Origin of the sequence: Pseudotenacibaculum haliotis, assembly GCF_042684245.1 — a bacterium.
In the GTDB taxonomy this organism is placed as follows: Bacteria; Bacteroidota; Bacteroidia; order Flavobacteriales; family Flavobacteriaceae; genus Polaribacter; species Polaribacter haliotis_A.
The window spans coordinates 434896-457439 of sequence record NZ_JBHULH010000004.1 but is presented as its reverse complement, the minus strand read 5'-3'; the positions used below and the strand labels follow the sequence as shown (position 1 = coordinate 457439).

19 protein-coding genes are annotated in these 22544 nt (G+C 34.7%); 16 read left to right on the top strand and 3 right to left on the bottom strand.

Features of this window, described 5'->3' with window-relative positions:
* Positions 1 to 158: 158 nt before the first annotated feature.
* Genes ACFSRZ_RS10120 through porX form a run of 3 tightly spaced genes read right to left on the bottom strand, consistent with a single transcriptional unit; the run spans position 159 to position 3341 of the window.
* Positions 159 to 1355 carry an alanine dehydrogenase gene (locus ACFSRZ_RS10120; protein ID WP_379666437.1) on the bottom strand — a complete coding sequence of 399 codons (1197 nt, stop codon included), beginning with the start codon at positions 1353 to 1355 and terminating at the stop codon, positions 159 to 161.
* A complete protein-coding gene (gene tsaE, locus ACFSRZ_RS10115; RefSeq protein WP_379666436.1) occupies positions 1352 to 1768 on the bottom strand; it encodes a tRNA (adenosine(37)-N6)-threonylcarbamoyltransferase complex ATPase subunit type 1 TsaE in 417 nt (138 codons plus the stop codon). Before tsaE ends, ACFSRZ_RS10120 begins: the two co-directional genes overlap by 4 nt.
* 25 nt (positions 1769 to 1793) lie before the next feature.
* Positions 1794 to 3341 (bottom strand): T9SS response regulator signal transducer PorX, encoded by a 1548-nt coding sequence (gene porX, locus ACFSRZ_RS10110; protein ID WP_379666435.1) that lies wholly within the window; start codon positions 3339 to 3341, stop codon positions 1794 to 1796.
* 154 nt (positions 3342 to 3495) lie between these two features.
* On the opposite strand from porX, the gene ACFSRZ_RS10105 reads away from it, so the two are divergent.
* From ACFSRZ_RS10105 to ACFSRZ_RS10030, 16 genes are all read left to right on the top strand, one after another.
* Positions 3496 to 4734 (top strand): HD domain-containing protein, encoded by a 1239-nt coding sequence (locus ACFSRZ_RS10105; protein ID WP_379666434.1) that lies wholly within the window; start codon positions 3496 to 3498, stop codon positions 4732 to 4734.
* 29 nt (positions 4735 to 4763) lie between these two features.
* The gene (gene lpxD, locus ACFSRZ_RS10100) at positions 4764 to 5804 is read left to right on the top strand and encodes a UDP-3-O-(3-hydroxymyristoyl)glucosamine N-acyltransferase (protein WP_379666433.1); all 1041 of its coding nucleotides are present in this window, start codon (positions 4764 to 4766) and stop codon (positions 5802 to 5804) included.
* Positions 5797 to 7194, top strand: coding sequence for a bifunctional UDP-3-O-[3-hydroxymyristoyl] N-acetylglucosamine deacetylase/3-hydroxyacyl-ACP dehydratase (locus tag ACFSRZ_RS10095; protein WP_379666432.1), 1398 nt, complete (start codon positions 5797 to 5799; stop codon positions 7192 to 7194). Before lpxD ends, ACFSRZ_RS10095 begins: the two co-directional genes overlap by 8 nt.
* Positions 7191 to 7973 (top strand): acyl-ACP--UDP-N-acetylglucosamine O-acyltransferase, encoded by a 783-nt coding sequence (gene lpxA / locus ACFSRZ_RS10090; RefSeq protein WP_379666431.1) that lies wholly within the window; start codon positions 7191 to 7193, stop codon positions 7971 to 7973. Before ACFSRZ_RS10095 ends, lpxA begins: the two co-directional genes overlap by 4 nt.
* 14 nt (positions 7974 to 7987) lie before the next feature.
* Positions 7988 to 8554 (top strand): elongation factor P, encoded by a 567-nt coding sequence (efp, locus tag ACFSRZ_RS10085; protein ID WP_379666430.1) that lies wholly within the window; start codon positions 7988 to 7990, stop codon positions 8552 to 8554.
* An 8-nt stretch (positions 8555 to 8562) separates the two neighbouring features.
* On the top strand, positions 8563 to 9330 hold the full coding sequence (locus tag ACFSRZ_RS10080) for a class I SAM-dependent methyltransferase (RefSeq protein ID WP_379666429.1): 768 nt from the start codon (positions 8563 to 8565) through the stop codon (positions 9328 to 9330).
* A gap of 5 nt (positions 9331 to 9335) precedes the next feature.
* Entirely contained in the window at positions 9336 to 10262 is a 927-nt protein-coding gene (locus ACFSRZ_RS10075) for a UDP-3-O-(3-hydroxymyristoyl)glucosamine N-acyltransferase (protein ID WP_379666428.1), read from the top strand.
* A gap of 67 nt (positions 10263 to 10329) precedes the next feature.
* Positions 10330 to 11205, top strand: a complete 876-nt coding sequence (gene sucD / locus ACFSRZ_RS10070) for a succinate--CoA ligase subunit alpha (RefSeq protein ID WP_379666427.1) — start codon at positions 10330 to 10332, stop codon at positions 11203 to 11205.
* A gap of 115 nt (positions 11206 to 11320) precedes the next feature.
* Complete coding sequence (gene fabG, locus ACFSRZ_RS10065; RefSeq protein ID WP_379666426.1) at positions 11321 to 12067, top strand: 3-oxoacyl-[acyl-carrier-protein] reductase; 747 nt, start codon at positions 11321 to 11323, stop codon at positions 12065 to 12067.
* Positions 12068 to 12167: 100 nt separating this feature from the next.
* Entirely contained in the window at positions 12168 to 14195 is a 2028-nt protein-coding gene (locus tag ACFSRZ_RS10060; protein ID WP_379666425.1) for a VWA domain-containing protein, read from the top strand.
* Positions 14196 to 14198: 3 nt separating this feature from the next.
* Positions 14199 to 14591, top strand: coding sequence for an acyl-CoA thioesterase (locus ACFSRZ_RS10055; protein ID WP_379666424.1), 393 nt, complete (start codon positions 14199 to 14201; stop codon positions 14589 to 14591).
* A gap of 111 nt (positions 14592 to 14702) precedes the next feature.
* Positions 14703 to 15008: a hypothetical protein gene (locus tag ACFSRZ_RS10050; RefSeq protein WP_379666423.1), complete on the top strand. Its 306-nt coding sequence runs from the start codon at positions 14703 to 14705 to the stop codon at positions 15006 to 15008.
* Between the two features lie 121 nt (positions 15009 to 15129).
* A complete protein-coding gene (locus ACFSRZ_RS10045; protein WP_379666422.1) occupies positions 15130 to 19440 on the top strand; it encodes a CusA/CzcA family heavy metal efflux RND transporter in 4311 nt (1436 codons plus the stop codon).
* Positions 19441 to 19447: 7 nt separating this feature from the next.
* Positions 19448 to 20608 (top strand): efflux RND transporter periplasmic adaptor subunit, encoded by a 1161-nt coding sequence (locus ACFSRZ_RS10040; RefSeq protein WP_379666421.1) that lies wholly within the window; start codon positions 19448 to 19450, stop codon positions 20606 to 20608.
* Positions 20609 to 20706: 98 nt separating this feature from the next.
* Positions 20707 to 21606 carry a cation diffusion facilitator family transporter gene (locus tag ACFSRZ_RS10035; RefSeq protein ID WP_379666420.1) on the top strand — a complete coding sequence of 300 codons (900 nt, stop codon included), beginning with the start codon at positions 20707 to 20709 and terminating at the stop codon, positions 21604 to 21606.
* A 46-nt stretch (positions 21607 to 21652) separates the two neighbouring features.
* Positions 21653 to 22483, top strand: a complete 831-nt coding sequence (locus ACFSRZ_RS10030) for a prohibitin family protein (RefSeq protein WP_379666419.1) — start codon at positions 21653 to 21655, stop codon at positions 22481 to 22483.
* Positions 22484 to 22544: the final 61 nt, after the last annotated feature.

Below are 22544 nucleotides of genomic sequence, written 5' to 3'. Positions count from 1 at the left end.
GCCCATTAATTGTATTGCCAATTATGAGGGAAATAAAAAGAATAAGTATTCTCTTTGAAAAGATGTGGAGGGTACTCTTCAAAACTTGAATAAAATATTTAGGCGATCTTATTGATCGCAATTAAATTTTTTATTGAATTATAAACTGAGAGGGAACGTTATAATATCAACAAATTAATATCTCTAAAAGGTAAATCAAACCATTCACCTACTGTTTTATTTGTAAGAATACCATGATAAAAATACATACCGTTACGTAAGCTTTTATCAAATCTGGCTGCATTCTCAAAACCACCTTCTTCTGCTATATCTAACAGATAAGGCGTAAAAATATTGCTTATTGAAAAAGAAGCTGTCCTTGCATAACGTGCAGGAATATTAGGAACACAATAGTGTATTACTCCGTGAGCTCCAAAAGTAGGCTTTGAATGTGTTGTAACTTTTGACGTTTCAAAACATCCGCCTCTATCTATACAAACATCTACTATGATAGAACCTTCCTTCATTTGTTCAACCATTCCTTCTGTTACTATGATAGGCGAACGGTTCTTACCTCTAATAGCACCAATGGCAACATCACATCTTCTTAGTGCTTTTGCCAAGGTTTTGGGTTGTACAGTTGAAGTATAAATAGGGGAGTTTAAACAGTGTTGTAATTTTCTTAATTTGGTAATTGAGTTGTCAAAGACTTTAACTCTAGCCCCCAATCCAATGGCAGATTTGGCAGCAAATTCTCCTACGGTACCAGCCCCTAAGATAACAACATCTGTAGGAGGAACACCTCCAATATTACCCAACAGAAGACCATTACCCTTATGGACGGTAGTCATTAATTCTGAAGCAATCAAAACCGAGGCTGTACCGGCGATCTCACTTAAAGACTTTACAACAGGATATACTCCGTGCTCATCTTTGATATAATCAAAGGCTACAGCAGTAATTCGTTTTTTTGCTAATGCCTCGAAGTATTTTTTATTTTGTGTTTTTAACTGCAGAGCAGAGATCAAAATACTCTGCGGTTTTATCAATTCTATTTCTTTGAGGGAAGGAGGTTCAACTTTTAAAACAATATTACAAGCAAAAGCTTCCTTTAGGTCGTAAGAAACTTTGGCTCCGGCATCAGAATATTCTTTATCTGAATAGTTAGAACCTTCACCTGCGCCTGTTTCAACAACAATTCTGTGACCATGAGCTGTAAGTGCTGCTACAGCATCAGGAGTCAAACAAACTCGTTTTTCTTCAAAATGAGTCTCCTTGGGAAGACCAATAAATAATTCTCCTTTTTGCTTCTTGATTTCAAGCATTTCTGCTTGTGGTAGTAATTCCTCTTTACTAAAAGGTGAGAATGAACTCATAAAGATTGTTTTAGTTGAATGTTGCGTTGTTCATTATCTAATTGTGATAAATGAATCTCAGTTGACTTTAAAGGTAGTAAATTTTGGATATTTTCCGGCCATTCTATCAAACACCATGCATCTGAATAGAAATAATCCTCAATACCAATATCATAAGCTTCTTCTTCGTCTTCTATTCTGTAAAAATCGAAATGATAAACAATTTCTCCATTGTTGGTATGATATTCATTAACCAAAGAAAAAGTAGGAGATGAGGTTACATCATTTATACCCAGCTCTTTACAAATCTCTTTGATCAAAGTAGTTTTACCAACTCCCATCTTTCCGTAGAACAAAAGAGTCTTATGATGAGCGTTTGAGATTACCTCTTTGGCAACATTCTTAAGGTCTGCCAGTGCATAATTCTTGTCCATAGCTGCAAAGCTAAAAAAACTAAGTTTATTTAGGACTATATACAGAACAAGGAATTACCATTTCTTCCAAGGAAATTCCACCATGTTGATAAGTGTTTCGGTAATACTTTACAAAGTGGTTGTAATTGTTAGGATAAGCAAAGAACAAATCCTCTTTAGCAAAGATAAACGGACTGTTAAAAGTTATGCTTGGTAAAAAGATATCCTTAGGATTCTTTACCGCAAATACATCCTTATTCTCATAACTTAAGCTTCTTCCGGTCTTATAACGTAAATTAGAACTGATATTCTTATCGCCAATTACCTTAGAAGGATGCTTACAATTGATGGTTCCGTGATCGGTAGTAATGATCAATTTTTGTCCTAATTGTTGTGCTTTTTGAATGATCTCGTACAATGGCGAGTTCTTAAACCAACTCAAGGTAAGAGAACGATAAGCTTTGTCATCTCCGGCCAACTCTTTAATTACTTCCATTTCTGTTTTAGAATGCGAAAGCATGTCTACAAAATTGTAAACGATAACCGTTAGATCGTTCTGCTTTGTGCCGTTATAATTTGTAGCAAGATCTTTTCCATCTTTTAATGAAATGATCTTATAGTATTCGTGTTTAATAGAAAGACTCAATCGATTGATCTGATCGGTTAAAAACTCGTTTTCAAACATGTTCTTTCCACCTTCATCTGTGTCATTTTTCCAATAATTAGGCATACGTTTTTCCATTTCAGAAGGCATCAATCCTGAGAACATTGCATTTCTGGCATATTGTGTAGCAGTAGGCAAGATACTTAAGTAAGAATGTTCTTCATCTTTCTTATAATGATTGTTAATCAATGGCTCTAAAACCCTGTACTGATCGTATCTTAAGTTGTCAATTACAATCCATAGCAATCCTTGATCATTGCTTAAGTTAGGAACTACATAATCTTTGAAAAGAGTATGAGAGAATGTAGGCTTATCATCAGAAGTTAACCAATCTTGATAATTCTTTTTGATGAACTTAAAAAACAAATTATTAGCCTCTGCTTTCTGACTTTCCAAAATTCCCAACATACCGGAATCGTTGATGTTTTCCAACTCCAGTTCCCAGTGCACTAGCTTTTTATAGAGCTCTATCCATTCTTCATAAGAATTTACCATAGCCAAATCCATAGAGATCTTACGAAACTCCTGTTGGTAGCTCGAAGTAGTCTTCTCAGAAACCAATCGTGAATGATCTAAATTCTTTTTTAAACTCAATAGTATTTGATTTGGATTTACCGGTTTGATCAAATAATCAGATATCTTAGCTCCAATGGCCTCTTCCATAATATACTCTTCTTCACTCTTAGTGATCATTACAACAGGAAGATTAGGTCTTTTCTGTTTGATCTCAGAAAGCGCTTCTAATCCTGTAATCCCCGGCATGTTTTCATCCAAAAAAACAATGTCAAAATTTTCTTCTTCAACCAGATCAATAGCATCAGTACCATTGGTACAGGTAGTTACTTCATAGTTTTTTTGTTGTAGGAAAAGAATATGTGGCTTTAATAAATCAATTTCATCATCAACCCAAAGAATCTGTATTTTATTCATAAAAAAGAAAATTTCATTTAAGAACGTTAAAATTATTTAATTGTTATGGTTATCGGTCATAGAAAATGATAAAATATTCCTAATAAAGGGAGTATACCTTTGGTAATGTATTATTTTTACTTTTAGTTTGCATAGCTAACCCTAAAAAAGCAGTTTGAAGAAAAATTCAACAAACAAATTAAAGATCTTAAATGACCCAATCTATGGGTTTATAAGAATTCCTAACAGCCTTATTTTTGATATTATAGAACATCCTTATTTTCAAAGGCTTCGCAGGATTTCTCAAATGGGGTTATCTAACCTGGTATATCCGGGAGCAAACCATACTAGATTTCATCATGCGGTAGGTTGCATGGACCTAATGCAAAAGACAGTACGAGTACTAAGAGTAAAAGGAATTGAGATTTCAGATGAAGAAGAAAATGCTTTATGCATAGCCATTCTTTTACATGATATCGGTCACGGTGCTTTTTCTCATGCATTAGAACATAGTATTGTTGATGGAATTACGCATGAAGAAATATCATTAAAATTCATGCACAAACTGAATGAGAAATTTGAAGGAAAGCTAGATTTAGCAATACAGGTTTTCACAGATACATACCACCGTAAATTTTTACACCAATTAATTTCCAGCCAATTAGATATTGATCGATTGGATTATTTAAAGAGAGATAGTTTCTATACTGGAGTAGCAGAAGGTAATATCAGTTCTGACAGATTGATTGCCATGATGAATATTGTGAATGATGAATTGGTTATTGAAAAGAAAGGAATCTATTCAGTAGAAAAGTTTTTGATTGCCAGAAGATTGATGTATTGGCAGGTATACTTACACAAAACAGGATTGGTAGCTGAACATATGCTAGTGAAAGTTTTAATGAGAGCTAAAGAGCTTGCAAATAAAAATGTCGAGTTGTTTGGTAGTAGTGCCTTGCGTTTTTTCTTGTATAACAAGATCGACGAAAAGAATTTTGATGATAGTGTTCTGGAAAAATTCTCAAAATTAGATGATTACGATTTACTATCGGCAATCAAAGAATGGGCAAACCACTCAGACAAGGTTTTGTCTAGGTTGGCGTCTATGATTGTAAACAGAGAATTATTAAGAATAGAAATACAAGATAAAAAAGTTGCCAAAAAGTATCAAGAAACTATTTTAGATAAAGTTGTTGATGATTTTGCGATCAATAAAGATGAAGCAGCCTATTTTGTCTTTACCGGAGTTATTTCTAATCAAGCCTACAATAAAAATCTTCCTATTAAAATACTTAATAAGAAAGGAAAGCTTAAAGATATAGCAAAGGCCTCAGATCAGTTGAATTTACAAGCATTATCTAAACCGGTAACCAAGCATTTTATCTGCTATCCCAAGAAAATGAGATTAGCCTAGTCTTAACTTTTTTTTTACTTTTGCCACAGATGAAATTTACAGCCAAACAAATCGCTCAGATCTTAGAAGGAGATATTGTTGGAAATCCTGATGTTGAAGTTTCCAAACTTTCTAAGATTGAAGAAGGCAAGGAAGGATCATTAACGTTTTTATCCAATCCAAAATACAACTCGTATTTATATACGACACAAGCTTCTGTAACTATTGTAAATAAAGATTTCGAACTCGAAAAAGAAGTTTCTACTACTTTGATTAAAGTTGAGAATGCTTACAAAGCTTTTTCAAAACTTTTGGAATTTTACAACCAAGTAAAAAACAATAAAGAAGGAAGAGAACAACCTCATTTTATTTCTGACACGGCAGTTATTGGTGAAGGAGAATACATTGGAGCCTTTTCATATGTAGGAAACAATGTACAGATTGGAAGCAATGTAAAGATTTATCCCAACACTTATATTGGAGATAATGTTACTATTGGAGATGATTGTACCATTTTTGCCGGAGTAAAAATATATTCAGAAACAGAAATAGGAAATAACTGTATTATCCATTCAGGAACTATCATAGGTTCTGACGGGTTTGGATTTGCTCCTAATGAAAAAGGAGAGTTTAATAAAGTTCCTCAAACAGGAAATGTTATTATAGAAGATAACGTTGATATTGGAGCAGGAGCTACCATAGACCGTGCAACATTAGGATCTACCATTATCCGTAAAGGAGTTAAGTTAGATAATCAAATACAGATTGCCCACAACGTAGAAATTGGAAAGAATACAGTTATTGCTGCACAAACAGGAATAGCAGGTTCAACCAAAGTTGGAGAAAACTGTATGATAGGAGGGCAAGTAGGAATTTCCGGCCATTTGAATTTAGGAAACAACTTAAAAATTCAAGCCCAATCAGGAATTTCGAAGAGTTTAAAGGATAATGAAGTAGTGCAAGGATCTCCTGCCTTTGGATATTCTGAATTCAACAAATCTTATGTGTATTTCAGAAACTTACCTAAGATCGTAGAAACAATTAATAAAATAGAAAAAGAAGTTAATACTCAAAATGTCAATAATGAGTAAGAAACAAAAGACAATTCAAAATGAAGTAAGCTTATCGGGTGTAGGATTGCACACTGGTAACAATGTAGCGCTGACATTTAAACCAGCCCCTGAAAACCACGGATTTGCGTTTGTTAGAGTAGACCTTGAAGGAAAACCTACAATTGAAGCAAAAGCAGAATACGTAGTTAATACACAAAGAGGAACCAATTTGGAGAAAAATGGAGTTTTGATTCAAACCTCAGAACACGTATTGGCAGCAGCTGTAGGGTTGGATATAGATAACCTTATCATAGAAATTGATGCGTCTGAGCCACCTATTATGGATGGTTCTTCTAAATTCTTTGTAGAAGCTTTAGAAAAGGCAGGAATCAAAGAATTGGATGCAGAAATAGAAGAATATGTTGTTAAAGAGATTATCTCTTATAAAGATGATGTAACAGGAAGTGAGATCATTTTAATGCCTTCTGAAGAATATCAGGTAACAACAATGGTAGATTTTGGAACTAAAATCTTAGGAACTCAAAACGCTACATTAAATACAATCTCTGACTTTAAAGAAGAAATTGCAGCAGCAAGAACATTTAGCTTTTTGCACGAAATAGAAATGTTGTTGGAGAATGACCTTATCAAAGGAGGAGATTTAAACAATGCAATTGTTTACGTAGACAAAGAACTGTCTGATGAAACAATGCAAAAATTAAAGAAAGCCTTTAAGAAAGATAATATCAAGGTAAAGCCTAATGGAATTTTAGACAATCTAAACCTACATTGGGCAAATGAAGCCGCAAGACATAAATTATTAGATGTTGTTGGAGATTTAGCTTTAACAGGAACCCGAATTAAAGGGAAAGTTATTGCAAACAAGCCAGGGCATTTAATCAACACTCAATTTGCTAAGAAATTGGCAAAGATCATCAAAACTGAAAAGAGAAACAACGTTCCACAATTTGATTTGAGTGAAGCCCCTTTAATGGACATTCATCAAATTATGGATATACTTCCACACAGACCACCGTTCTTATTGGTAGATCGTATTCTTGAGCTAACAGACAAGCATGTGGTAGGGATGAAAAACGTTACCATGAACGAAGATTTCTTCGTTGGTCACTTCCCTGGAGCACCTGTTATGCCTGGAGTACTTCAAGTAGAAGCTATGGCACAATGTGGTGGAATTTTAGTTTTAAGCACAGTTCCGGATCCTGAGAATTACCTAACGTATTTTATGAAGATCGATAATGTTAAATTCAAGCAAAAAGTGTTGCCTGGAGATACGTTAATTTTTAAATGTGAGTTATTAACTCCGATCAGAAGAGGAATTGCTCACATGCAAGCCTATGGTTATGCAAACAACAAATTAGTGGTAGAAGCAGAATTGATGGCGCAGATATCTAAAAGAAAAGACTCATGAATCAACCCTTAGCATACGTACATCCGCAAGCAAAAATTGCTAGAAACGTAGTAATTGAACCTTTTACAACCATTCACGCAAATGTAGAGATCGGTTCAGGAACTTGGATTGGATCCAACGTAACGATCATGGAAGGAGCCAGAATTGGAAAGAACTGTAGAATCTTCCCTGGAGCTGTTATTTCAGCAATTCCCCAAGATCTTAAATTCGAAGGAGAAGATTCATTAGCAGTTATTGGAGACAATACAACAATCCGTGAATGTGTAACGATCAACAGAGGAACCAATGCATTAGGTGAAACTCGAATTGGAAAGAATGTTCTCATCATGGCTACTGCACACATTGCTCACGATTGTATTATTGGAGATAATGCTATTGTAGTAAACGGAGTAGCATTGGCAGGTCACGTAACTATCGGAAACTATGCAATTATCGGAGGTTTAGCAGCTGTACATCAATTTATTCATATTGGTGATCATGCTATGGTTTCCGGAGGAGCTCTTGTTAGAAAAGATGTTCCGCCTTATACCAAGGCAGCAAAAGAACCTCTTTCTTATGTAGGTATCAACTCTATTGGATTAAGACGTAGAGGTTTTAGTACAGAGAAGATCAGGGAGATTCAAAACATATACAGAATACTATATCAAAAAAATTATAACAATACCCAAGCAATGGAAAAGATCGAAGCTGAGATGGAGGCTACTTCAGAAAGAGATGAGATCTTATTATTCATCCGTAATTCTCAGCGTGGAATTATGAAAGGATATTGGGGAGGTTAATCAAAAATTAAATTATGGCAACTACATCAGACATTAAAAAAGGATTGTGTATCAAATACAATCACGATATCTACAAAATTATTGAATTCTTACACGTAAAGCCCGGGAAAGGACCTGCGTTTGTAAGAACCAAGTTAAAGAGTGTAACTTCAGGAAAAGTGATTGATAATACATTTTCTGCCGGACACAAAATTGAAGATGTAAGAGTAGAAACTCATAAATTCCAGTATTTATACAATGAAGGGGAAACATACCACTTTATGAATACGGATGATTACAATCAAATATCTTTACAAAAAGGTACATTAGACGCTCCAGACCTTATGAAAGAAGGAGAAGTGGTAACTGTTTTGATCAACACAGAAGATGGGTTGCCTTTATCAGTAGAAATGCCTTCTCATGTGATCTTAGAAGTAACTCATACAGAACCGGGAGTAAAAGGAAATACAGCAACCAACGCTACAAAACCGGCTACGGTAGAAACAGGTGCTAGAATCAATGTTCCTTTATTTATCAACGAAGGAGATAAGATCAAGGTAGAAACAGAAAAAGGTACTTACTCGGAAAGAATTAAAGAATAAAAGAAATCATGTCTAAGACCCTCGAAAAAATCAATCAGACTGAGCGTGAATACTGGGATGAAAATAAACTCGAACGCTCTAAGATTAAGAGGTTAAGAAGACACGCTTTTCATTTTTCATATAAAAGACAGGAAAGAATCTTAGATAAATTGATCAAGAAAACTTTTGCAGATAAAAGTGTTCTGGAACTAGGATCTCACGAATGGCTCAACTGGATCAAAGGAAAAGTAACTCCTAAGAAAGTAACCTGCATCAATATCTCTCAAGCTGAGTTAGACAAAGGGATCAACAATGCTAAAGACCTTCCTTTTGAGATCGATTTTCATTTGATGGATGCTAATGAACTAACCTTTGAAGATGAAAGTTTTGATGTAGTCTATGGAGGAGCAATTCTTCATCACTTGGATATCGAGAAAACATTAAATCATGTATATCGTGTTTTAAAACCGGGAGGCTATATTCTTTTTCTAGAGCCTTTAAACATGAATCCTGTATATAAGATCTACAGGAAAATGAATCCAAAAGAGAGAACTCCGGATGAGCATGCTTTGGTAGGAGCCGACTTTAAAATTATTAGAAAGAAGTTTACCTTCAAGCATGAGTTCTTCGATTTTGTGAGTGTTGTTTTTGGGTTTTTATCATTAAAGATCTTTGGAGATAAAAACTACGGAAACTTCTTAAACAGAATAGGATATTCAATAGACGTAGTACTATCCAAAATACCATTTTTATATGTTCTCTTTGCCAGAGTGATCATATACGGACAAAAAAAGTAGTGTGAATGAAGTTTAAAAAAGCGCAAACACTAGAAGAGATTGCAACACTGATTGCAGCAGATTATGTAGGAGATTCTAATTTTGCTATCACTGGTATCAATGAAATACATGTAGTAGAACCCGGAGATATTGTTTTTGTAGATCACCCAAAATACTATGACAAGGCTTTAAATTCTGCTGCAACTACCATACTTATCAATAAAGAAGTAGCATGCCCGGAAGGAAAGTCCTTACTTATTTCAGACGATCCTTTCCGTGACTTTAATAAGATCACAAAACACTTCAATCCTTTTATCAGTTCCAAAGACAGCATTGCAGAATCAGCAGTAATAGGTGAAGGAACAGTTATTCAGCCTAATGTATTTATAGGAAACAATGCGGTAATTGGGAAAAATTGTTTAATTCATCCGAATGTGACAATTTATGATAATACAATTATTGGAGATAATGTAGTAATACATGCAAATACCGTTTTAGGCGCAGATGCATTTTACTACAAGAACAGACCGGAAGGTTTTGACCAATTGATCTCAGGAGGAAGAGTTGTTTTAGAAGACAAAGTTCATTTGGGAGCTTCTTGTACAATAGATAGAGGAGTTACCGGAGATACAACCATTGGAGAAGGAACAAAAATCGATAATCAAGTTCATGTGGGGCATGATACTGTTATTGGTAAAAAGTGCTTGATTGCTTCTCAAACAGGAATTGCAGGATGTGTTGTTATAGAAGATGAAGTTACCCTATGGGGACAAGTAGGAACGAATAGTGGTATTACTATTGGTAAAGGTGCGGTAATCTTAGGACAAACGGGAGTTACCAAGTCTGTAGCAGGAGGGAAAACTTACTTCGGAACGCCTATTTCCGAATCTAGAGATAAGCTTAAAGAACTAGCACATTTAAAGAGATTGATGAAAGAAGAAAAGAAAGCGTAATTTTCTTTTTTTGATGCTCACAATAAATTATTTTTGCAACTGATTATTCAGAAATTAAAAACAAACTATGAGTGTTTTAGTAAATAAAGATTCAAAAATTATTGTACAAGGTTTTACAGGAAGCGAAGGTACATTTCACGCAGGTCAAATGATCGACTACGGAACAAACGTAGTTGGTGGTGTTACACCAGGTAAAGGAGGGCAGGAGCACCTTGGAAAACCTGTTTTTAATACAGTAAAAGAATCTGTAGATAAAGTAGGAGCTGATACTTCTATCATTTTCGTACCACCGGCATTTGCTGCTGATGCGATTATGGAGTCTGCAGATGCAGGAATCAAAGTGATTATTTGTATCACTGAAGGAATTCCAACTGCTGATATGACAAAAGTAAAAGCATACTTGGAAGATAAAGACTGTACACTTGTAGGGCCAAACTGTCCTGGAGTAATTACACCGGAAGAAGCAAAAGTAGGTATCATGCCAGGTTTTATCTTCAAAAAAGGAAAAGTAGGAATCGTTTCTAAATCAGGTACATTAACGTACGAAGCTGCAGATCAGGTTGTAAAGCAAGGATTTGGAATCACTACTGCAATTGGTATTGGTGGAGATCCAATTATTGGAACTACAACAAAAGAAGCTGTTGAACTTTTGATGAATGATGATGAGACTGAAGCAATCGTTATGATTGGTGAAATCGGAGGTCAATTAGAAGCAGAAGCTGCAAAATGGATCAAAGCAGATGGTAACAGAAAGCCAGTTGTAGGATTTATCGCAGGGCAAACAGCACCGGCAGGAAGAACAATGGGGCACGCAGGAGCTATTGTAGGTGGAGCTGACGATACTGCACAAGCTAAAATGAAGATCTTAGCAGAGAATGGAATTCACGTAGTTGAATCACCGGCTAAGATTGGAGAAACAATTGCTAGTGTTCTGTCTAAATAAGAAGAAAAATATCTTATAATAAAACTGTTAAACTCGTAAGGTATAAATGCCTTACGAGTTTTTTATTTCTACAAATATGTTTTAGTATATTTGGCCCATAATAATCAACGACTACATGAAATTATTAGAAAATAAAACAGCAATTATTACCGGAGCTACAAGAGGTATTGGGCGCGGTATTGCTATTGAGTTTGCAAAACAAGGAGCTAATGTAGCTTTTACCTACAATTCATCTGTAGATGCAGCAAACGCTTTAGAATCTGAATTAAATGCTTTAGGAATCAAAGCCAAAGGATATCAATCCAATGCTGCAGAATTTGATACAGCACAAGAATTAGCAAAAAGTGTTTTAGAAGAGTTTGGTTCTATTGATGTTTTGGTAAACAATGCAGGAATCACAAAGGATAACTTATTGATGAGAATCTCTGAAGATGATTTTGATAAAGTAATCGAAGTGAACTTGAAATCAGTATTCAACTTAACAAAAGCAGTAATCAGACCAATGATGAAACAACGTGGTGGGTCTATTATTAACATGAGTTCTGTTGTTGGTTTAAAAGGAAATGCAGGACAAGCTAATTATGCAGCTTCCAAAGCAGGAATCTTAGGTTTTTCTAAGTCTGTTGCATTAGAATTAGGATCAAGAAACATTAGAAGCAACGTAATTGCTCCCGGTTTTATTGAAACTGAAATGACCGGAAAGTTAGACGAAGCTGTAGTACAAAGCTGGAGAGATGCCATTCCTTTAAAAAGAGGAGGAACTCCGGAAGACATTGCCAATGCTTGCGTATTCTTAGCTTCTGACATGAGTAGCTACATCACCGGACAAACATTAAGTGTTGACGGTGGAATGTTGACTTAAGAAAAGATTAACATAATTTCATAAAAACCTAGACTGATTTCAGTTCTAGGTTTTTCTTTTTTAGAATACTTCTTTTTATCTTTCGCTTAAATAATACTACTTGGAGACGTCCACTATTATATTTATTGTATTGGCCTTTGTTATAAGCATAGCCATTGCCTATTTTCAATATTATTTTAAAGCAAAACGCGTTGGTAATATTACACTATTACTGTTTGCTTTAAGATCAATGGTCATTTTCTTGTTGCTATTACTTTTAATCAATCCTAGTATAGACAAAAAGAGTTTTATCAATCAGAAACCGGCTTTGTCTGTCTTAGTAGATAACTCTAGATCTACTCAATTTTTTAAACAAGACAGCCTCGTCAATCAACTAATCAATAGTATAAAGAACAATGACCGTCTACAAAAGAAGTTTGATGTAAGCTTTTATTCTTTTGGAGAGCAATTTGCTTTTAATGATAGTTTGAGCTTTGATGAAGATCAAACCAATATTTCTGAAGCTTTAGTAAACATAGAAGATCTAAATAAAGGAAAGAACGATGCTGTAATACTAATGTCGGATGGAAATCAAACTCTAGGGAACGACTATGAGTATGTGAATACAAAAAAGACGGTATTCCCTGTAGCAATTGGTGATACATTAAAATATGACGATATACGTATTTCTCAATTGAACGTAAACAGATATAGCTTTATCAATAATCAGTTTCCGGTAGAAGCAATAGTTCTATATGAAGGAAATCAATCTGTAAGAGCAAATTTTACTATAGAACACAGAGGAAAAGTTATTTATAGAAAGCAAGTTCGCCTGACAGCAGATAAGAATACAGAAACGATTAGAACCAATATAAAATCAGAGAGAGAAGGTGTTAATTTCTACAAGGCAAGAGTAAGTTTTATTGAAGGCGAAAAGAATAGAAATAACAATAGTAAGAGTTTCTCTGTAGAAGTGATAGATAAACAAAGTCAAATTCTTATTTTGAGCTCTATGTACCACCCAGACTTGGGTACCTTAAAAAAGTCGATAGAAAGAGATCAACAGAGAAAAGCAACTATTGAATTAATAGATTCTAAAGATTTTAAAATTGATGATTTTCAATTGGTTATACTGTATCAGCCAAACTTTCAGTTTAAGGATGCATTCAAGCAGATAAAAGACAAAAAAATCAACTTCTTTCTTATTTCCGGATCAAAAACAGACTGGCAATTGATCAACAGCGAAGCTATAGGAATCAGAAAGAATAGCATAGATCAATCTGAAGATTATGGAGCTAATTTTAATGCCGGATATCTGATCTTTTCACAAAAAGATATCGATTTTAATAATTTTCCTCCTTTAAAAGACAAGTTTGGTGAAACTCTTATTAACATTCCTCATCAGACTTTGCTGTATCAGAGTATTAATGGTTTTTCTTCTAAAGAGCCTATGTTAGCTACAGCAGATGAGAACAATCATAAGAAAGTGTTTTTATTGGGAGAAGGAATATGGAGATGGAGGTCTTCTAGTTTTTTAAACACCAATTCTTTTGAGAGCTTTGATGAATTTATAGGAAATATCATTCAGTATGCATCCTCCAAAAAAGTAAGAGACCGTTTGGCCGTTGATATTGAAAGTATCTACAATGCAAATTCCCTGATTAAAGTAGGAGCATTCTACGTAAACAACAATTTTGAGTTTGACGACAGAGCTACGCTTATTTTTACTGCGGTTAACAAAGAAACCAATGAGAGTAAATCTTATCCATTCTCTTTGGCTAACAACTCTTATCAGTTAGAAATAGAAGGTTTAGAATCCGGAGAATACGATTATACAGTTCGTGTAGAAGGTCAGAATATCAATAGAAAAGGAACTTTTAGAGTAAGCGAATACAGTGTAGAAGAGCAATTTACAAATGCAGATCATCAAAAACTAGCTCGTTTGGCAGATAAAACCAATGGGAAGATGTATTACGGAGACCAAGGACAAACATTGATCAATGATCTTATAGAGAACAATCAATACGTAACAGTACAAAGATCAATACAAAGAAAAGAATCTATCATAGATTGGAAATGGATCATGTTCTTAATTGTTGGTTTATTGGCTGTTGAATGGTTTACAAGAAAGTATCACGGAAAAATTTAAAGCATGAGATTTCACACTAGAAAATGGGTAAAGCCTGAAGATTTGAACCCTAATAGAGCTTTGTTTGGAGGAAGGTTACTACAATGGATAGATGAAGAGATTGCCTTGTACGCTATTATTCAGCTTGAAATTCCAAGAACCGTAACCAAGTACATGTCGGAGATCGATTTTGTAAGCTCTGCAAAAGAAGGAGATATTATTGAAATAGGAATTGAAGTAGTTTCTTTTGGAAACTCATCTATTACACTAAAAAGCGAAGTAAGAAATAAGTTGACAAGAAAAACCATCATCGAAATAGATAAGATCGTTATGGTGAGTTTGGACGAAGATGGAAAGCCTGTAAAACATGGAAAAACTAAAATAGAATATGTTTCAGATCGATTAAAAGATGAGTAATGCATCTTTTTAACCCTTTTGCAGTCTATTAAATGTCAATAACTTACATTTGTATATCTAATCATTGATTTGAAAAAATATCTGATCGTCATATTAGTAACACTCCTTTGTATGCCTCCTTTACAGGCGCATACAGACGTTATTGTGTATGAAGAAGATGCTAGTGCTCATGTGGAAGAAAATGTAAACTCAGCCAAAGACTTTCACCATGATGAGCATCATGACGATCACGAAGATGACAAAAATAAAGAGCATCATCACCATTGTTATGTTGTAATGCTTACCAATATCTTTATCAATTCTGATGTAGATTATCACTTTAAAGAAGCCTTTTTAGCAAAAGATCCAATTCTTTCCTATACAAATTTACATGGATCCAATGTGCTAGATCGTTTGTTTCAGCCTCCTCGGATTTAATTTTATCATACCGGTTCCTTATTAGGAAAAATAACCTTGAGTAGTTCTACTTAAGGTAACTGTCTATATGACTATTACGGTCATATATGACTGCATCAGGAATTAAATTAAATCCAGAAAAATGTTAAACAAGATCATACAATTTTCAATAAAAAATAAATTGATTGTAGGAGCATTGGTATTTGCATTAATAGGCTGGGGTATATATTCAATACAACAACTACCTATAGATGCTGTACCAGACATTACAAACAATCAGGTACAAATTATAACCACTGCACCTTCACAATCTGCTCAAGACATAGAACGCTTGGTAACCTTTCCTATAGAAATGAGTGTTTCCAGCATTCCAAACATAGAAGAAGTCCGTTCTTTTTCGCGATTCGGACTCAGTGTTGTTACAGTCGTTTTTGAAGACAATATAGATGTCTACTGGGCAAGACAGCAAATTAGTGAGCGATTGGTAGAAGCCAAAAACCAAATCCCAAAAGGAGTAGGAACGCCTAAAATGGCTCCGGTAACTACCGGACTGGGCGAAATCTATCAATATACTATTTATGCAAAAGAAGGGTATGAAGATCAATATCCTGCCATGGAATTACGTACCATTCAAGACTGGATAGTGCGCAGACAACTTTTAGGCATAGAAGGAGTAGCCGATGTAAGTAGCTTTGGAGGCTTTTTAAAGCAATACGAAATAGCTTTAGAACCTGAACGAATGCAAGCCATTGGAGTAGATATCAAAGAAGTTTTTACTGCATTAGAAAAAAACAATCAAAACACAGGAGGAGCTTACATAGATAAAAACCCTAAAGCCTACTTCATTAGAAGTGAAGGGTTGATCAAGACAATAGAAGATATTCAAAATATTGTTGTAAAGAACAAAGAGAATGGAACTCCTGTTTTAATAAAAGACATAGGAAAAGTACAATTCGGAAGTGCTGTCAGATACGGTGCCATGACAAGAAATGACGATGGAGAAGTTGTTGGAGCTATAGTAATGATGTTAAAAGGAGCCAATTCTTCTAAGGTAATTAAGAATGTTAAAGACCGTATAGAACAAATTCAAGAAAGCTTACCGGAAGGAGTGATGATACGACCTTTCTTGGATCGAACCAAATTGGTAAATAAGGCGATCAATACCGTTTCTACCAATTTGATTGAAGGAGCCTTAATAGTAATTTTCATTTTGGTGTTACTCTTAGGGAATATGAGGGCAGGGCTCATAGTAGCTTCTGTAATTCCTTTGGCAATGCTATTTGCCATTTGTTTGATGAATGTATTTGGTGTTTCAGGAAACTTAATGAGTTTGGGAGCCATAGATTTTGGAATTATAGTAGACGGTTCTGTTATTATTGTAGAGGCAACCTTACATTACTTGGGGCTGAAGAAAGTAGGAACAAAACTTACCCAAAAGCAAATGGATGCAGAAGTGTTTGCCTCAGCATCAAAAATCAGAACCAGTGCAGCGTTTGGAGAGATCATTATTCTAATTGTTTACCTGCCTATTCTTGCATTGGTAGGAGTAGAGGGTAAAATGTTCAAGCCTATGGCTATGGCGGTAAGCTTTGCCATTTTAGGAGCTTTTATTCTTTCTCTCACTTATGTTCCTATGATGTGTTCTTTATTTCTCAAAAAAGAAATTCAACACAAAAGAACAATTTCAGATAAGATTATAGGCTACTGCCAGAAAATCTACAGTCCTATCTTAGATAAAGTACTGCAAAACAAGAAGAAAGTAGTTGCTATATCCATTATCATTTTTGGTATTAGCTTGTACACGTTCTCTCAAATGGGATCAGAATTCATTCCTGCTTTGGATGAAGGAGATTTTGCTGTAGAAACCAGGGTTTCAACCGGTAGTTCTGTAACACACACTGTAGAGGCTGTACATATGGCTTCTAAATTGCTGTTGGAAGAATATCCAAATGAAGTAAAAGAGATCGTTGGAAAAATAGGATCCTCAGAAATCCCAACAGATCCAATGCCTATTGAAGCCGCTGATCTTATGATCATATTAAATGAACCTCACGAATGGGTGAAAGCAGAAACTAAGAATGAACTCGCAGAAAAAATGCAGCAAACTCTCGAAGAGAACACGGTAGGAGTAAGCTTTGGGTTTCAGCAACCAATTCAAATGCGATTCAATGAATTAATGACCGGGGCTCGTCAAGATGTAGTATTGAAAGTATACGGAGAAGATTTAGACCAGCTTGTAAAATATGGAAATCAAATTTCTGGATTGATCTCATCGGTTAAAGGAGCCGAAGATTTGTATGTAGAAAAGATAACAGGCTCAAAACAGATTGTAATTGATTACGATAGGGGTAAACTAGCGCTGTTTGGGTTGAATATCGAAGAGATCAACAACTCAGTAAATACAGCATTTGCAGGTCAGAATGCAGGCGCCGTTTATGAAGGAGAAAAACGTTTTGATCTTGTTGTTCGACTCAATAAAGAGAAGAGAAGTACTATTGAAGATTTGAGAAACTTATACATCACAACACCCAATAATGTTCAAATTCCACTCTCTAGCGTTGCTGATGTCTCATTTCAAAACAGTCCTAATCAAATCCAACGAGACGACGCGAAACGACGTATTACAATAGGTTTTAACGTAAGAGGAAGAGATGTGGCAAGTATTGTAGCAGAAGTGAAGCAAAAGATATCTGAAGCACTTCAAATAGCTCCGGGGTATTATATCACTTATGGAGGAACCTTCAAGAATTTAGAAGAAGCTCGTCAGCGATTAGGAATTGCTGTACCGGTAGCCTTATTATTAATCTTTTTGCTGCTATACATCACGTTTAAATCGATCAAACAAAGTGTATTGATCTTTACAGCCATTCCAATGTCGGCCATAGGAGGAATCTTTGCTTTATGGATAAGAGATATGCCTTTTTCTATTTCAGCAGGAGTGGGCTTCATTGCATTATTTGGAGTCGCTGTTTTAAATGGAATTGTATTGATCGCTGAGTTTAATCGCTTGAAAGAAAAAGGAGTAACAGATCTTACAACCATTATTAAAGAAGGAACTTCTGTGAGATTACGTCCCGTACTTTTAACAGCAGCAGTGGCATCTCTAGGATTTTTACCAATGGCTTTATCTACATCAGCAGGAGCAGAGGTACAAAAGCCTTTGGCAACAGTAGTTATTGGCGGATTAATTTCAGCAACAATACTAACATTACTTATTTTACCTGTTTTATACGCGCTTTTTGAAAAAGGAAACTTCCGTTTAAAACTTGGAAAAGCCTTGCCTTTGATTCTATTATTCCTGATGCCTCTTTCAATGACGGCGCAGGAAAAGATTAGAAAACTATCAGAAAAAGAAGCTGTAGAGTATGCTTTAGAACATTCTTTATACACACAAAAAGCAGATTTGTCTGTAGAGAAAGCTAAATTGTTGCAAAAGAATGCAATCCGATTTAAACCACTATCATTCAATTATCAGGATGTTGGAGTAACTGAAACTTCCAGTGAGGTTGAATGGGCTATCAATCAGAATTTCGGATCTATTGCAACTCATATTCAAAGAAAGAAACTAGCCAATGCTCAACTAAAGCTCACAGAATCTCAAAGGAATTTAATCAAGAGAGAACTTTCCAGAGAAGTTCGCAGCTTATATCAGCAATGGCATTATTTATATGCTTTAACAAGTTTACTGAAAGAACAGGAAAAGAATACAGAGCAAGTAAATAAGATTTCTGAGAAATTATATCGATCGGGAGAAATAGGAGGAATCGAGAATGATTTAACCAACTTACAATCTGTACGAATTAGATCTCAGTTGAGTAATTTATTAAAACAGTATCAAGAAGCAGAAAATGCTTTGAAAAAAGTACTGAACATCAAGGAAAGCATTCAACCAGAAGGCTTATTGCCATTAAAGCTGGAAAGAGTTCATCAAAAAGAAGAACCGATATCAGGAATATTTTCAACTGTACTGGAACAGAGACTAAAGGTTGCAGATAAGCAAATCGCAGTTTCCAGATCCAACAACTTTCCGGAACTAACAGCAGGTTTTGTGAGACGACAAACAGGCAATTCAAATGGATTTAATGGCCTTCGATTAGGGCTTAATATCCCTTTGTTTACATGGATTAACACGTCAAAGGTTAAAGAACAGAAAATTCTAAAAGAAGAAATATCACTAGAAAACAATAATCAACGATTGATCATTGAAAATAAGATCATAAGCATACAAGAACAACTTGTGTCTTTAGATAAAGAATTGACTTCTATAGAATCGATTACTCAAAAAGCTCAAAAGTTTATAAGAAAACTTACAATTGCTTATAAGGCAGGAGAAATAGATGCTTATAAATACAATCAGAGCTTTGACACCTACTATAAAGTAATGCAAAATTACTTGCAGATCATACGAACATACAATCTAACAGTTATAGAATTTGAATTCTATAGTAAATAAAAAAATCATGAAACGAATTATATATTTTTCATTGTTTGCACTCTTTATTGTGAGTTGCAAAACAAAAGAGGATAACGGAAAGAATGTTGAAAACGATCATTCTACAGCTGAGAGTAGTCATATTCATTTGAATCCAACTCAAATAGCAAAGGCTGGTATTCAAGTAGAAAGTATTGCAAAACATAAGATTAGAGATCATATAAGTGTTACAGGTACTATTGAGGTGCCTCCGCAAAGTAAAGCTACCATTTACGCACCCATGAATGCTTTTGTTTACAATGCAAGTTTACTTCCGGGAGATTATGTGAAAAAAGGTCAAACCATAGCCACTTTGCAGCACCCTGATTTTACCAAATTGCAGTATAGGTATATTGAAGCAGTTAATAATAGAAATGTTTTAAAAGCAGATTATGAACGTAAAAAAATGCTGTTAGAAAACGATATTGCTTCTAAAAAGTCTTTTGAATTAAGCAAAAGCTCATACGATTCATCACAAAGCTTGGTAGAAAGCTTGGTATCTCAACTTAAAATGGTAGGGCTAAACTCCTCAAATGTTCTTAAAAATGGGATTCAGCAGTATATATACATTAAAGCACCGATTTCAGGATATGTAACTGAGAGTAACTTAAATATCGGAAAATTACTGGGTGAGAATGACGAAATGATGGAGATTATTGATACTGAACATATGCATGCTGAGTTGAATGTATTCAGTACTGATATCAACAAAGTGAAAAAAGGTATGGATTTTACTTTTACTCCTACAGGTGTAGACAAAGTATATGAAGGTTATGTAAAACTGGTAAGTAAAGCAGTAAACACACAAACCAAAACAGTAAATGTTCATGGGCATTTTGAAGATGTTGAAGGAATTTTGAAAGCCAGTACTTTTATAAATGCCAAAATATTGGTAAATGCTAAAGATGTTTATGCGATACCTGATGCAGCTATTGTAGATATTGAAGGAGAGCAATTTGTTTTTTCAGTTATTGAATCTGGAGAATATGAACCTGTTAAAATCACTACAGGCAATACCGATAAAGGTTATGTAGCTCTTTCTACGATAGACAAGAATAATTTTAAGCTAAACATTGTTACCAACGGGGCGCATTACTTAAAAGGAAAACTGTTAGAAGAATCAGGCGAAATGGAAGGACACGCACATTAAAAGGATTAAAATAAAGAATGCGATTGATTATCAGTCGCATTCTTGTTTTCAAACGCATCTTTTCGGTATTTTTAAAGTCTACTATCAAAAAAGAATAAATGGGGCATCATCATCACCATCATTCGCATGATCATTCTACAGGCAATATAGCAACAGCCTTTTTCTTAAACTTTGCCTTTACTATTGTAGAATTTATTGGTGGGTTTTACACGAATAGTTTGGCGATCATGTCAGATGCTTTACATGATCTGGGTGATAGTTTAAGCTTAGGATTGGCTTGGTATTTTCAGAAATTATCTCGTAAAAAAGCAACAAAGAAATATTCTTATGGCTTTAAACGCTTCTCTTTATTAGGAGCAATCATTAATTCCATAATTCTTATTGTAGGCTCTGTATTTATTATTGTCGAAGCTATTCCTAGAATCATAACCCCGGAAGATTCGGATGCTCAAGGTATGATGTGGTTGGCCATATTAGGAATATTGGTCAATGGAGCTGCTGCCCTAAAACTTAAAAAAGGAACTTCTCTTAATGAACGAGTTGTTTCTTTACACTTACTAGAAGACGTATTAGGATGGACAGCAGTTTTAATTGCCAGTATTGTTATGCAGTTTTGGGAGGTTCCTATACTAGATCCAATTCTTTCCTTAGCTATTGCCATGTATGTACTTTTTAATGTATTTAAAAATATTAAAGAGAGTGTGAGAATCATTTTGCAAGGAGCCCCAAAGGAGATTTCTATTGATGAAATTCGAGCTAAAGTGCTTGATTTTGATGAGGTAAAAGACATTCATGATTGCCACCTTTGGACTATGGATGGTGAATACAATGTATTTACATCTCACCTTATTCTAGCCAATGAAAATATTTCGTGGAAAGAGCTAAAAGAACTCAAATCTAAAGTGAAAACCATGTTACACGACCGTTTTCATTTAGAGCATGTTACTTTAGAAGTAGAACTGTCTACAGAAGATTGTAGTTACAAAGAGTGTAATTAAATAACTTTTAGTTGTAAATTTGTGTAAAATCAAAAAAAACTAAAAAATGGCAAATAATCAAGTTGAGTTTAAATTTCCTAAAGGGGGAATTATTACCGTCTTTATCATAATCGCTTTGATCATATTCGTATCTAAGGCAGCAGTTACAATTGGACCTGGAGAGGGAGGAGTAATCTTTGAGCGTTTTGGAGATGGTATCAATACTGAGAAAACATACGGAGAAGGGTTTCATATCGTAGCTCCTTGGAATAAGATGATTATAAGAAAAGTACGTCAGCAATCTATTTCAGATGAAATGAACGTATTATCTGTAAACGGACTAGAAGTAAAAGTAAGTGGAACTGTATGGTATGAGCCTGAGTTTATCAATCTTGGTAAACTAATAAAAACCAAAGGAGAAGATTACGAAAGAGAATTATTGGATCCGGCAATCAATGCTGCAGCAAGAAGTGTGGTTGGAAGATATACGCCAGAGCAATTATATTCGAGTAAAAGAGATGTTATTGAGCAAGAGATTTTAGATGAAGTAGCTAATGTTTTAAAAGACCAATACCTAATTGTAAAAAGAGTTTTGGTAGAGGATGTTAAGTTACCACCAACAATTAGAACAGCTATTGAAACAAAGTTAAAGCAAGAGCAAGAGTCTTTAGAATATGAATTTAGATTAGCAAAAGCTAAGAAAGAAGCAGAGCGTCAAAAGATTGATGCAGAAGGAAAAGCGAAAGCAAATAGCATCTTAAGTGCTTCATTAAACGATAAGATTCTTCGTGAAAAAGGAATTGAAGCTACCCTAAAATTAGCTGAATCTCAAAACAGTAAGGTAATCGTAATTGGTTCAGGAAAAGAAGGAATGCCAATCATTCTAGGAAATCAATAAAAAACCTATAGTTATAATAAAAAGGTTTACTTAAAAATGTTTTTAAGTAAACCTTTGTTTT

Coding starts and splice junctions, on each gene's coding strand:
- tsaE (WP_379666436.1), bottom strand. CDS start 1,768: ATGGACAAGAATTATGCACTGGCAGACCTTAAGAATGTTGCCAAAGAG.
- ACFSRZ_RS10075 (WP_379666428.1), top strand. CDS start 9,336: ATGAAGTTTAAAAAAGCGCAAACACTAGAAGAGATTGCAACACTGATT.
- ACFSRZ_RS10095 (WP_379666432.1), top strand. CDS start 5,797: ATGAGTAAGAAACAAAAGACAATTCAAAATGAAGTAAGCTTATCGGGT.
- ACFSRZ_RS10055 (WP_379666424.1), top strand. CDS start 14,199: ATGAGATTTCACACTAGAAAATGGGTAAAGCCTGAAGATTTGAACCCT.
- fabG (WP_379666426.1), top strand. CDS start 11,321: ATGAAATTATTAGAAAATAAAACAGCAATTATTACCGGAGCTACAAGA.
- sucD (WP_379666427.1), top strand. CDS start 10,330: ATGAGTGTTTTAGTAAATAAAGATTCAAAAATTATTGTACAAGGTTTT.
- ACFSRZ_RS10035 (WP_379666420.1), top strand. CDS start 20,707: ATGGGGCATCATCATCACCATCATTCGCATGATCATTCTACAGGCAAT.
- ACFSRZ_RS10040 (WP_379666421.1), top strand. CDS start 19,448: ATGAAACGAATTATATATTTTTCATTGTTTGCACTCTTTATTGTGAGT.
- ACFSRZ_RS10080 (WP_379666429.1), top strand. CDS start 8,563: ATGTCTAAGACCCTCGAAAAAATCAATCAGACTGAGCGTGAATACTGG.
- lpxD (WP_379666433.1), top strand. CDS start 4,764: ATGAAATTTACAGCCAAACAAATCGCTCAGATCTTAGAAGGAGATATT.
- porX (WP_379666435.1), bottom strand. CDS start 3,341: ATGAATAAAATACAGATTCTTTGGGTTGATGATGAAATTGATTTATTA.
- efp (WP_379666430.1), top strand. CDS start 7,988: ATGGCAACTACATCAGACATTAAAAAAGGATTGTGTATCAAATACAAT.
- ACFSRZ_RS10045 (WP_379666422.1), top strand. CDS start 15,130: ATGTTAAACAAGATCATACAATTTTCAATAAAAAATAAATTGATTGTA.
- ACFSRZ_RS10030 (WP_379666419.1), top strand. CDS start 21,653: ATGGCAAATAATCAAGTTGAGTTTAAATTTCCTAAAGGGGGAATTATT.
- lpxA (WP_379666431.1), top strand. CDS start 7,191: ATGAATCAACCCTTAGCATACGTACATCCGCAAGCAAAAATTGCTAGA.
- ACFSRZ_RS10120 (WP_379666437.1), bottom strand. CDS start 1,355: ATGAGTTCATTCTCACCTTTTAGTAAAGAGGAATTACTACCACAAGCA.
- ACFSRZ_RS10050 (WP_379666423.1), top strand. CDS start 14,703: ATGCCTCCTTTACAGGCGCATACAGACGTTATTGTGTATGAAGAAGAT.